This is a genomic window from Dysgonomonas sp. ZJ279 (assembly GCF_011039205.1).
Classification (GTDB): Bacteria; Bacteroidota; Bacteroidia; order Bacteroidales; family Dysgonomonadaceae; genus Dysgonomonas.
On record NZ_JAAKEL010000037.1, the window covers coordinates 1 to 10,997 of the forward strand.

Annotated in this window: 15 protein-coding genes; 3 read left to right on the forward strand and 12 right to left on the reverse strand. The window is 34.1% G+C overall.

Going from position 1 to position 10,997, the window contains the following annotated elements:
* The 3 genes from G7Y57_RS17915 to G7Y57_RS17415 form a co-directional block, all read left to right on the forward strand.
* On the forward strand, nucleotides 1-216 hold a 216-nt coding region (locus tag G7Y57_RS17915), incomplete at its 5' end, for a hypothetical protein (protein WP_221412152.1).
* Nucleotides 217-366: 150 nt separating this feature from the next.
* Entirely contained in the window at nucleotides 367-804 is a 438-nt protein-coding gene (locus G7Y57_RS17410; protein WP_165027182.1) for a HigA family addiction module antitoxin, read from the forward strand.
* Nucleotides 805-815: 11 nt separating this feature from the next.
* Nucleotides 816-1,469, forward strand: a complete 654-nt coding sequence (locus tag G7Y57_RS17415; protein WP_165027184.1) for a nucleotidyl transferase AbiEii/AbiGii toxin family protein — start codon at nucleotides 816-818, stop codon at nucleotides 1,467-1,469.
* 7 nt (nucleotides 1,470-1,476) lie between these two features.
* On the opposite strand, the gene G7Y57_RS17420 is transcribed toward G7Y57_RS17415, so the two are convergent.
* From G7Y57_RS17420 to G7Y57_RS17475, 12 genes are all read right to left on the reverse strand, one after another.
* Complete coding sequence (locus G7Y57_RS17420) at nucleotides 1,477-2,136, reverse strand: hypothetical protein (RefSeq protein ID WP_165027186.1); 660 nt, start codon at nucleotides 2,134-2,136, stop codon at nucleotides 1,477-1,479.
* Nucleotides 2,137-2,142: 6 nt separating this feature from the next.
* The gene (locus G7Y57_RS17425; RefSeq protein WP_165027188.1) at nucleotides 2,143-2,511 is read right to left on the reverse strand and encodes a hypothetical protein; all 369 of its coding nucleotides are present in this window, start codon (nucleotides 2,509-2,511) and stop codon (nucleotides 2,143-2,145) included.
* Nucleotides 2,512-2,733: 222 nt separating this feature from the next.
* Nucleotides 2,734-3,516, reverse strand: a complete 783-nt coding sequence (locus tag G7Y57_RS17430; protein WP_221412153.1) for a DUF5712 family protein — start codon at nucleotides 3,514-3,516, stop codon at nucleotides 2,734-2,736.
* A gap of 7 nt (nucleotides 3,517-3,523) precedes the next feature.
* Nucleotides 3,524-4,114, reverse strand: coding sequence for a BfmA/BtgA family mobilization protein (locus tag G7Y57_RS17435; protein ID WP_165027189.1), 591 nt, complete (start codon nucleotides 4,112-4,114; stop codon nucleotides 3,524-3,526).
* 290 nt (nucleotides 4,115-4,404) lie between these two features.
* Nucleotides 4,405-4,740 carry a helix-turn-helix domain-containing protein gene (locus G7Y57_RS17440; RefSeq protein WP_165027192.1) on the reverse strand — a complete coding sequence of 112 codons (336 nt, stop codon included), beginning with the start codon at nucleotides 4,738-4,740 and terminating at the stop codon, nucleotides 4,405-4,407.
* Nucleotides 4,741-4,907: 167 nt separating this feature from the next.
* Nucleotides 4,908-5,360 (reverse strand): RteC domain-containing protein, encoded by a 453-nt coding sequence (locus tag G7Y57_RS17445; protein ID WP_165027194.1) that lies wholly within the window; start codon nucleotides 5,358-5,360, stop codon nucleotides 4,908-4,910.
* A complete protein-coding gene (locus tag G7Y57_RS17450; RefSeq protein WP_255491504.1) occupies nucleotides 5,302-5,529 on the reverse strand; it encodes a hypothetical protein in 228 nt (75 codons plus the stop codon). The genes G7Y57_RS17445 and G7Y57_RS17450 overlap by 59 nt, the downstream gene beginning before the upstream one ends.
* Nucleotides 5,530-5,889: 360 nt before the next feature.
* Nucleotides 5,890-6,192 (reverse strand): ATP-binding protein, encoded by a 303-nt coding sequence (locus G7Y57_RS17455; protein WP_165027199.1) that lies wholly within the window; start codon nucleotides 6,190-6,192, stop codon nucleotides 5,890-5,892.
* A gap of 115 nt (nucleotides 6,193-6,307) precedes the next feature.
* A complete protein-coding gene (locus tag G7Y57_RS17460) occupies nucleotides 6,308-7,183 on the reverse strand; it encodes an AraC family transcriptional regulator (RefSeq protein ID WP_165027202.1) in 876 nt (291 codons plus the stop codon).
* 450 nt (nucleotides 7,184-7,633) lie between these two features.
* Complete coding sequence (locus G7Y57_RS17465) at nucleotides 7,634-8,851, reverse strand: site-specific integrase (protein ID WP_165027205.1); 1,218 nt, start codon at nucleotides 8,849-8,851, stop codon at nucleotides 7,634-7,636.
* A gap of 165 nt (nucleotides 8,852-9,016) precedes the next feature.
* The gene (locus G7Y57_RS17470; RefSeq protein WP_255491505.1) at nucleotides 9,017-9,757 is read right to left on the reverse strand and encodes a LytR/AlgR family response regulator transcription factor; all 741 of its coding nucleotides are present in this window, start codon (nucleotides 9,755-9,757) and stop codon (nucleotides 9,017-9,019) included.
* Complete coding sequence (locus G7Y57_RS17475) at nucleotides 9,754-10,536, reverse strand: sensor histidine kinase (RefSeq protein ID WP_165027208.1); 783 nt, start codon at nucleotides 10,534-10,536, stop codon at nucleotides 9,754-9,756. The genes G7Y57_RS17470 and G7Y57_RS17475 overlap by 4 nt, the downstream gene beginning before the upstream one ends.
* Nucleotides 10,537-10,997 lie beyond the last annotated feature (461 nt).

The following is a 10,997-nucleotide window of genomic DNA, read 5'->3' on the forward strand; positions in this document are numbered from 1 at the left end:
ATCTTTTATTCAAAAGTTGATGGTAAACTTGGTGCCTTATTTTCAAGTCTCAGAATTCTAGCTGTAGCTCTATATTTTAAAATATTGGAGCAAGTAGAAATATCACTCAGAATCCCTTATTTAAAAACTCTTGAAACTTCTCTTTATACTGCTCACCGCTGGGACGGGTCTTATATCTTCAACTTGGCTATACAAACCAGTTTCAATGATGTCTAAAAAGTAGTCCTTGACTCAGGCTACGATTGTATTTCACTATTTTTCTGCTTACTTCACAACTTCTTGTGGCGGTATTGTAAAGGTAGTAATTTTTTTGATAGAACAAACTGAAAGTAAACATATTTGTTTATCTTTGTAGAAAGCATTGTTATGAATAATCTCATTGAAATAATAAAAGGCATTCATCCTGGAAAGTTTATCGAAAGAGAACTGAATAAGAAGAACCTCACTCAACGTGTGTTGGCTGAGGAAACGGCTATTCCATTTCAAACAATTAATGCAATTATAGCAGGTAGGCGTAACTTAACGACTGAGCAGGCTCTTAAAATAGATCAGGCATTAGGGTTTGAGGACGGCTTTTTTGCTATTCTTCAAACTCACTATGATATAAAGCAATGCAAGGATAGAGAATTAGCAAACCTTTATACAGAAGCTCCTCGCATTCGCAAGTCTTTATTTTGGGATGTTGATTTTAGTAAAATTAATTGGGGAAAATATAAAGATGCTATTGTAAAGCGAGTTTTTGAGAGGGGAAGTAAAGATGAGATTGAGGAAATTACTCGATATTATAATCTATCAACTAAATAAAAATCTGGATAATGGCGATTAAACTGCATTATGAAACGGTCACACCCTTGTTAAGAAAGGTTCTCAATGATATAATGGTTAATTCTATATTTGAGCCGTTCTATTTGGTTGGTGGCACTTCCCTAAGTTTACGCTTAGGGCATAGAATTTCGGTTGATATAGATTTGTTTACCAATGCTCCTTATGGTAGTTTGGATTTCTCTGTTTATGAGAATTTCTTTCAAAAGAACTACAAATATTATTACTGTACTGATACATCAAATATTGTCGGTTTTGGTCGTTCATACTATGTCGGAGAATCGGAAGATGAAAATATAAAGGTCGATCTATATTATCATGATGAGATAATTGATCCTTGCGATATGATAGATAATATTCGGATAGCAAGCCTTGACGATGTTGTCGCCATGAAAGTAGATGTTGTTTCTCGTAGTGGTCGCAAAAAGGACTTTTGGGACTTACACGAACTTTTGAATACTTACTCTATCCCTCAAATGTTAGAACTACATCAACAACGGCATGAATACACTCATGATCGGGATCAGATTATTGCTAATTTTACAGATTTTACCTATGCTGATAAGGATATTGATCCTATTTGTTTGATGGGTAAGGAATGGGAGTTAGTGAAATTGGATTTTGTGGAGATGATAGGGCATAATTAATTTTCTATCACTTAATTGTCCAAGTATCATTTTCTTTATTGTAAATTAATTTATCTCTATAGTAATTTAATAAAATAAAAGCAGAATCTATTTTAGGACTTATAACCTCATATGTAGTTTTATTTCCCTTCTTAGTCACTTGAATATTAGAAGAGGTATATCTTTTTAATAAACTTAATTCTGTCGTTAAGCTATCAATCTTTGACTGATATCGATTATCTTGACGTTTCATTCGGATATTTAAATCTAGAACTAAATTATCTAAAGAGTCATTCTCATTACACAAATCATTATATTTCAATTTGATGCCACTCCTTGATCTATAATGTACGGACTCATAGTTACCAATAGAATCTACAGTAACTTCCATAAATTCCTCAAGCTTATGCTTATACCATTTTAATTGTTGATTACTATCATAAGTAATAAATGTAAATATAAATAATCCAATAAAAATTGCTCCTAATAATATAAACCCGATTGAAGCTCCTTTCAGTTCTTGTTTTCTGAGTTTAAATAACTCATCTAATTCTGAAATTTTCTCTTTGTAATTATGTTGATAATGACTTTCAGAAATACTTCTGTCAGAAACTAATGACTCTCGCAGATCCTGATATTTTTCAAAAATGAGACCTGTATCTTTTTTTTTATTGTTTTTCTGCTTCATAGAATATTACTGAAATTTATCCTTTAAATCTACATTTTCTAACTCTAGTAATCTATATCTTTCCTGTAAATGCTTATAGTCAATAGATATTAGTTGTATCTCGCTTTTTAGACTCCTAGTTTCAGAATTTAACCCATTATATTTTTCTATAAATTCGAGAGTCTTCTCATTAATCTCTCTATCATTTTTAAAATCTGAATAATATTTTCCAAGAGTAAACCCTAAAGTAATGAGAGCCAAGATTGATGTAATAATTCCTGCAGTTGTGGACAGCTTTCTAAGAAACAGTCTAAAAAAGTCAGAAAAATTCCATTGATTTTGATCAACGGACTTATTTCTCCTATTAGTTCTATTTCTCCTCTTTGTTCGAGCCATCCAACTATGAAATTCTACAGAATATTATAAAAAATATCTCAGCAAAGATAGTAATTAGATTAATACTACACTTCTAATTATCTCTACAATAATGATTATGAAAAATGATACACTAATTATCAATAAATTAAATAATCCACGTTTTTCTTTTCTATTCAGTTTCATCTTTTTTTGTATAGATAATCTAAAATATATTTATTGACTAACTAACATCAGAATAATCTATCTTTTCAACCCCTTCTGTTTTATTCCCATTTTCCGTGTATCTGCTTCCATGTCTTGTTGTAAATTTTCTTGCTTTCCGACCTGCTTATCTGTATCTATTCTCTCCTGTATTTTTAATTGTTCTCCTATAGTCCCATTCTTGATGGTATTATAATATCTAAAAGTTTCTGCCAGTGGTCGATCATAGTTGAACAAGCTATCAAAACCCTGTTCCACTTGCTGAAAAAGATTTGTCCTATCAAAACCTCCTTTAACTGTTCCTTTCTTCGTATTTTTGTGATTCGTTAATGGCGAGAGTTTAATTTTGTTAGCTTGGTCTTTTCGACTGACAATCAAATGGCAATGCATATTATTCTCGTTATTCTCCGACCTATCTCTATCAAAATGTATCTTGCCGTAAAACTTAATATCCTTTGCGGATAATCCTTTGTTGAAATTCTTAGCGTATTCAGGAATAACCACTTCACGAATATATCTTCTCATTGCTTCGGTTTGTTCCTGTTCGGTATTACCCATTGTCCGAAGTTCTTTCTCCGATGGGCTGATATGGATAGCGTAAAACTTTGCATCGGTTTTGAGAAGTTGAGCTTTGTTATTATCAATATCCTTAACCACTTGTGATTTATACAAATTTTCTTCAGTCAGACTGAAGAAGCCTTCGGTATAGATTCCTTTTTCCATTCGCTCCAAATCTTCGTGCTCCAAATACGATGCCAATCTTCGGCTACTTCCTGCATTGTTGTATGTTCCTTTGGATGGTGGCGGAAAATCTATATTCATAGCTTTGCTATTTAGTTTCGTTTATCAGGTCGATAATTTCGCTTTTTAGGTTCTCTTTTCGTTTACCATCCATCACTCCACAGGCTGATAGTTCCGAATAAAGAGAAATCAGCTTTAACAGCCTCTTACTATCCCTTTGCTGTACTTGGGAGAGACTATTGATAACTTTGGAATGGTTTGTTACAACATCCGCTACTTTGCCAAATTGTTCATCTAACTTTCTCAATACGTTAACAAGCGTATCTTTTGAGTTTGCTATCTCTGAATCCAACTTCTCAGATATAGTTTTGGCAATGACATCAAATTTTACGGCTATTGAATTGCTTGTGCGTATCATAGGATTGAGTTGTTCTTCTTCGTAGTGGCGAATAAAACGAATTAGGTCGTCTTGTCGTTTGTTAATCTTCCTCAGTTCTGCTTTTGTTGATTCGGGAGCTTCGCTCGGATTGATATTTGCCTTATCCAAATACTGAAAAGCGAGTTTCGTTATTTCTCCTTTTTTCAGTGAATAGCGTTTACAGAGTTTCTCTATTATTTTGTCCGTTTCCTTATCTATCGCTATGGTGGTAAATATGGTTTTTCTATTCTGTTTTTCCATTGTTATAACTATTTTATAGTTATTCATATATCTAACTTGCTCAAATAGAATTGTATATCAATTCGAATTATAGCAAGTGTTATAACAGTGCTTATTCTTAAAGCACTAAAGCCGAAGGCTTTGCCCCGCAGGGCAAGAGGAGAACAGGACGATAGTCCAGTTCCCTCTTGCTCAATTTAGCTAAACAATCCGAAGTGTTTCTGCTAAATACGGAGTCTTTTGGGAGGGTAATGAGCCAAACACAGCCCTCACCCTTTTGCTCTATTCTGCTTAAAGGGTAAATTGCAGAATCATTTCAAGATCTTGCCATCTTCTATGCCCTTGTTGAACATCACAATCTCTTTTTTAGAGGCATAGGATTGAATAAAATCTTTTACATCAGCCATGCGATAGAAAGTCTTTCGCCTGACGAGGAAATAACGAAGTTGACCACTATCCCGATATCTTTGGAGAGTTCTATATGAAACCTTCAAAAGGAATGCCATATCCTGATTGTCGAGTAGCTTATCTTCATTGGCAAATGCTTCTCCTGTTGCCATCATTGCTTTTAGGTCACTCCCTATAATTGTAAGCTTTTTTGATAGCTTTTCCATCCATGAGATAAAATTTTCATTGTCTAAATACATAATTATTCTTTTTTGAAATTAATAATTTGATTAATTCCAATCGATTGGTAAGGCAAAGGACGGACAATAGATGACATAAGAATAGAGGAGTAGTTAACTACTCCCCCTAAAGTTTCTCGCAACACACTTGTATTTAATATGTTGCAAAACGGTTATTTTTCATCTTGTTATTTCTTACCCTCTTTATCCTTTTGGATTATGAGATTTCGCAGGAAGTCGAGGGCTTTCGTCCGATTGAACGGTTTACGGTCGAATACCTTTTCCTGTTGGTCGTAGATACTACCAAAACTGCAATTGAATAGCTTTTCAAAAACATCTGCAATTTGATTCAGGTAGGCGGGTTTTCCGTTCCGTTGAAATACTTTTTTTGAAAGGAAAAGAGCGATTACAATCTCTCCCAAAGCAACAATCCCCAAGTCTTTCGACTTAGGGAGGATATAAAGCTCAGATTGAAATGTTTGTTGCTCGGATTGGTGGAACAGTTCGGGATGCTTAATCCTAAGATGGATAAGCGATAGTTCAGAATCAAGATAAGACAATGCTTTGTCTATATAGCGAAGTTTATGCGCATTTTTTCCCCTGCTCGTACTGATTTTGTGTCGATAGGAATAGTAACTCAATACGAGTATAACTCAAGTTCCGATAGATCGCTGTGTAATCATTTTCAGAACTAACTACCTCTACATGTTGAATAAAACTTCCATAGGCACTTTGCATTTCTTCGTTTGTAATTTCTTGCGAACTTTCAGTTATTAAAACGAAAAACTCTGTTTTAATCAAATCATTCATAAGCATAAATTTTTAATGGTAATATTAATAATCAGACTGAAGTCCTGTTTCTATGCTGGATGATTTTTTATTTACAACTGCTATAGTTCTATATATAAATAAATTAAATGCTGGCAATTCATGAAATCTTATCATTCGATTTCTTTGGTAATGAAATCTCTTTTCTTTGCTTTTTTATTAAGACGAACAATAAATTCTTGAATTTTTCACAACCTATATTCTTAATTGCCATATTCCATATTACCAATTGTTCTTGTATGGGAATATCAAGTTTGCTTAATAAATTGAATATATCATCACAAATGTTCTGATTCTCTTGAATATGTATAGTGCATTTAATACAGCTCATTATTTGTTTTATTAAAGAGATTTTTGATATTCCGTCTGTTTCCGACTTACTAATTCTAAAGCATTGAATTTGCATATTGCAATACAATCTCTGCAAGCAGTACATTTCTCGGAATATTTCAAGACTATACACTTCCCGTTATCGCTATCTTCTACACCTAATGCCTTAGAACGGCATCTCTTTACACAAAGCTGACATTTTACACAGTTGTCAGCAATAATACTGATAACCTTGTTTTTGGCACGTTTGCTTCTTTGGTAATAACCGAAAGCAATGAGCAAGCTAAAACTGGCTAAAATTAAAAGTACACTCATTTTTACAGATAATTATTTATGATTTCACATGATGTAATAAACATTGATTATTACACTTGTAAAATTACAGACATATTACCCGTAGGAAAATAGACAATGTGAGGAATGAGTTGGATTATTCGTGGAATTTGCGTCGAAATTTGCTGGGCGGTACTCCGACGACCTTAGAAAATAGACGAGAAAAATAAGTATGGTCTTCATAGCCCAGCGAAAAGGCTACTTCTTTCACATCCATATCTGTAAAATAGAGCAAGCGTTTAGCTTCCAAAACAATCTGCTGATGCACCCAATAACTGACCGAAAAACCGGTAATGCCTTTTACCGATTCATTCAGGTGAGAAAGTGAGTAGTTTAATATTTTAGCATATTCTATTGGCCTTTTTATTGCTTTATAATTTTCCGACAACACCTCCTTAAATTGATGAGCTATTTGTGCCGAGCGTGATTTGTGTTGCAGCAATATACCCTTGTGATTGATATATTGTTCCGCAATAATACCAATAAAAATATTTGCTAAGCCTAAAATGATTCCATTACTGAAAAGAGTTGCATCTGCTTGCATGGAAGTATATAGTAGATTAGCCGTTTCACTCATTCTTACCGAAACAGATGCATCCAAAGTGATTGGTCGTTGTGTAAAGAATTGTTCTTCAAACATATTTTTATAATTCTTCTCCACCAATACAGAATCAATAGAAAGATACCAGCCCTTTGTCTTTAGCTTTGAGACAGCATAATGCACTTGTCCCGGACGAACATATAACACTGTATTTTCCGTTAGTTTGATTTCTTCAAAATCAATAGTCAGCATACCTTCTGCCATCTCCAGAAACAAAAACATATAATAATCATCCCTGTGTATTATGTTCACATGAACTTCTCCTGCCATTTCATCGTGTTCCTCTATTTCTCTATGACTAAACTCAATGCCTAGTGGAGTTTGTGCGTCCATTCGACGGACAGGGATAATTTGTTGTTGATTTTGTTTCATATGCAAAGATATTCATTTCAAAAAATGTATGTAAGCATTAGAGTAATTTGTTTTTTAAAATTTATTATTTCTCTAATGTGTATTATCAAAAAACACTATTTTTGTTATCAGAAAAGTTATTTGAAACAATGGAAAACCGAAACAGACCAAAGAACTTCACTCGTTACCAAATTATTACCTATTCTACTTTTTCGGCTGTTTAAATTCCTGTTAAATAGCGAAATAACAAACAAACGCATTTTATTGATAAATGCTTCTACCAATGATCTAAATATTATTTTTTCTTTTCAACTGATAAACACTCCATTTTAAAAGAGAATAATAAAAGCAAGGTTTTACCAAAGAATACACTTTTGAAAAAAGGAAGATTCTTTGAGTAAACCCGAAGGGCTTGACCTTGCTGTATTATTCTCTGATTATACATTTGTGTTCAGATGAAAGAAAAGAAGCCTAGAGCGAAAATTGTTTATCCACCTCTTGAATATCCCTCATAATAGAACTATCCAATACTTTGGCATAATGTTGAGTTGTGCGAACGTTGGAATGCCCTAATATTTTAGCTACATTTTCCAATGATACTTTATTTGCTAAAAACACAATGGTAGCTGCCGTATGGCGAGCAACATGCGTGCTTAATTTCTTTGTAATTCCGCACACATCGGCAATTTCCTTCAAATAACTATTCATGCGTTGATTGCTTGGAACTGGAAATAGAACTCCGTTTTTTATGCAAGCTGGATGATCTGCATATTTATCAATCAAGGCTTTTGCTACCGTGATTAAAGGAATATTACACATATTGTTGGTCTTCTGCCTATTCTTACGAATCCACAATGAGCCATTGTTATCCTTAACCAAATGCTTTGGTTTTAATTGTTCAATATCCGAAAATGCTAATCCACTGAAACATTGGAAGAGGAAGATATCCTTTACAGTACTTAATCTTTCGACAGTAAACTCCTTTTGAATTATAGAATTTAGTTCTTCTTGTGTAAGAAACTCTACATTCGTTTCCTCAAATTTGAATCGGTATGTTGTGAATGGGTCTTTCTGTATCCAATCATTAGAATACGCTATACGCATAATCTTCTTTACTTGTTTCAGTCGGGTGATAGCTGTATTTTGAGCACAGTTTTTTTCTGTCTTTAGAAAGATATCGAATTTTTGAATGAAAGGCAAGTCGATATCTTTTATGTTTATATCCGACTTCTTATACTCTTTCTTTAAGAATTCTTGTAGATATCGGACTGTACCTTCAAAACGAACGATTGTTTTTTGAGCATAACCTTTTCCTTGCAGTTGTTTGATTTCCTTGTTGTGTTCTTCAAAAACTTCTATAAGAGTTTTCGGCTTTTCCTCTACTCCACAAAAACGTTTACAAATCTCTTTTGCTGATATTTCGAGATTATCGGCTTCTAATTGCCTATGAATATTCTGAATCTTGGCTCTGACCGTATCGATATACATATTGATCTCGGTTGATAGCTTGTCTTTGGTTTTAAGCTTCCCTTTGGTCTGATCCCAGTTCTCGACAAGTGTACTTCTTCGGATAAACATTTCACAGAACCGCTTGTCTACAGTGATTCTCATTGAGATTGGAGCTTCTCCGTTTGCTTTGATTTTATTCTTTTTGAGAAAGAATAAAACATGGAAAGATTTTTGTTTCATTTTACTACTTTTTTGGTGGTTAAAATTACGTTTAAACCATCAAGTAGCCATGATGTAAATTGCTGACAAATAGCGACTAATACTCATAATCGTGGACCATTTTTCATTCTCTTGCTTGTCCACGATTTAGGCATGATTATACTGCCTTAAATTGCCCTTTTTTGCCTATTTGGACAAAAGAAAAAACCTTGATTTTCTGCTGAAAATCAAGGTTTTACTTCTTTTTGCATCATTTGTTTGTGATCCCGCTGGGATTCGTACATTATTATCGTAAACGATCGTGTTTCTTTCCACTACTTCAACTTTCTCCTTATTAACTATAAATGAACGATGCACCCTTAGAAATTGGGAGGGGAGCATTGCCTCTATGTTTTTAAGGCTCTTCAGAGTCAAAATATCGTTGCCGCTTGTCTGATGTATTTTGATGTACTCGTGTTGGCTCTCTATATATTTGATGTTATTGAAATTGATCCGGACTAATCTGTACTCTGATTTTACAAACAAATATTCACTGTTAGTTTTAACTTCCTCAATATGCGAAAGCTCCAGTTCTTTCATCCTTAAAGCCTTATTAGCAGCTTTCAAAAAAACGGAGTATGAAATGGGCTTTAGCAGATAATCGAGAGCATCTACCTTAAATCCGTCAATGGCATATTCGCTGTACGCTGTTGTGAAAACGATGTACGGTTTTCTAATCAGAGATTTTACAAGGTCGATTCCATTAATACCGGGCATATCTATATCCACAAATACCAACCCTACATCTTGTTTTTCGATAGGTTCAACAGCATCTAAACCGTTCTCGAAATCGCCAACGAACTCCAGATTAGGAGTTTTCTTTATATATTCGGATATCTGAGCCAAAGCCAAAGGCTCATCATCGATTGCTACGCATTTAATAATCATAGTGGTATTATTAGTTCGACCTCAAATTTGTCGCTCTCATTAACGGTCAGTTTATAATTATTACCATATAATAAGTCCAGGGTTTGTCTGGTATTTACAATCCCCAGTCCGCCATAATCGGAGAGGCGGTTTGTCTTATTTATACCATTAATTCCCTTGAATATCAGTAAGTCATTATCTATTTTTATTTCAAAATAGAATGCGGAATCTTCCTTGTAACTCACTCCATACTTAAATGCGTTTTCGATAAATGAAGCGAATAGCATAGGCGGGATTTTTATCTCCCCAGCATTGTCAGGGAAATTCAGTTCAACCCTCACTTTTTCGTTATGCCTGAGTTTCATCAGGGCGATATAACTTTCGATAAATTCGATCTCTTTGCTCAGACTGATTTTATCATGTGAAGAGTCATAAAGCAGATACCTCATCATTGTAGAGAGAAGTATAATAGAATCTTTAGCTCTCTCTGAATCAATGTCAATAAGTGCGTGGATATTATTGAGGGTATTCATAAAAAAGTGAGGGCTAACCTGATTCTTCAACAGATTGAGGTTCGTTTTAAGCTGTTCTTTCTCAAGCTCAGACCTGATGGATTGCTCGTTTATCCAACTTTTTATCAATTTGGCGGCGGCTCCTAATCCTACAATTAAGATTCCAATGAGGGAATTGTCAAAAAAATCTTTCGTAAATCGTGCCACATTGTAAATCGGCGGAATATGCAGCGGCGAGAAACTGTTAATCCTTCGCAGATACATATACAGTTCTTTTTCTATAAACATGTTAACCTGCTTTTGATAATACCGGGTTAATTAAATGAAAGTATTTAATGCTATGCTTCCGAGGTTTAACAGTCTATTGCTGTTATGCTTACCAAAACAATAAAAGAAACCTTATTTGTGATTACCGAGCAAATAGTTTTTCCCGAAATCATCGAGTGTCTGAGGATCACATTTTATAATACTGCCATTCAAGTAGCGTTCCATTTCTGAGAGTTTGTACAAACATCAACCCCGTAGCATGATGTAACTGAAAAGATAAACAAATAAGGCTTCAAAGATTTGTGTAATTAAAAAAAAGAGACTATTTTTGAACCCGAAAAGAAAAACAGGTTCGGCGGACATCTGTTTGACAATTCACGACAAATAAAAGATACTAAATCGGTACCCGGTCTTTTTTCTAATTTGGAAAAGATTTATTTTCAAATATATAGCGACCGGGGTTCAAACCCCGTCTTTCGCTC

Bases quoted from the DNA above. Each gene is read 5' to 3' on its own strand.
- G7Y57_RS17435 (WP_165027189.1), bottom strand. From the start codon at position 4,114: ATGGAAAAACAGAATAGAAAAACCATATTTACCACCATAGCGATAGAT.
- G7Y57_RS17455 (WP_165027199.1), bottom strand. From the start codon at position 6,192: ATGAGTGTACTTTTAATTTTAGCCAGTTTTAGCTTGCTCATTGCTTTC.
- G7Y57_RS17460 (WP_165027202.1), bottom strand. From the start codon at position 7,183: ATGAAACAAAATCAACAACAAATTATCCCTGTCCGTCGAATGGACGCA.
- G7Y57_RS17465 (WP_165027205.1), bottom strand. From the start codon at position 8,851: ATGAAACAAAAATCTTTCCATGTTTTATTCTTTCTCAAAAAGAATAAA.
- G7Y57_RS17430 (WP_221412153.1), bottom strand. From the start codon at position 3,516: ATGAATATAGATTTTCCGCCACCATCCAAAGGAACATACAACAATGCA.
- G7Y57_RS17475 (WP_165027208.1), bottom strand. From the start codon at position 10,536: ATGTTTATAGAAAAAGAACTGTATATGTATCTGCGAAGGATTAACAGT.
- G7Y57_RS17425 (WP_165027188.1), bottom strand. From the start codon at position 2,511: ATGGCTCGAACAAAGAGGAGAAATAGAACTAATAGGAGAAATAAGTCC.
- G7Y57_RS17470 (WP_255491505.1), bottom strand. From the start codon at position 9,757: ATGATTATTAAATGCGTAGCAATCGATGATGAGCCTTTGGCTTTGGCT.
- G7Y57_RS17420 (WP_165027186.1), bottom strand. From the start codon at position 2,136: ATGAAGCAGAAAAACAATAAAAAAAAAGATACAGGTCTCATTTTTGAA.
- G7Y57_RS17440 (WP_165027192.1), bottom strand. From the start codon at position 4,740: ATGTATTTAGACAATGAAAATTTTATCTCATGGATGGAAAAGCTATCA.
- G7Y57_RS17450 (WP_255491504.1), bottom strand. From the start codon at position 5,529: ATGAATGATTTGATTAAAACAGAGTTTTTCGTTTTAATAACTGAAAGT.
- G7Y57_RS17410 (WP_165027182.1), top strand. From the start codon at position 367: ATGAATAATCTCATTGAAATAATAAAAGGCATTCATCCTGGAAAGTTT.
- G7Y57_RS17415 (WP_165027184.1), top strand. From the start codon at position 816: ATGGCGATTAAACTGCATTATGAAACGGTCACACCCTTGTTAAGAAAG.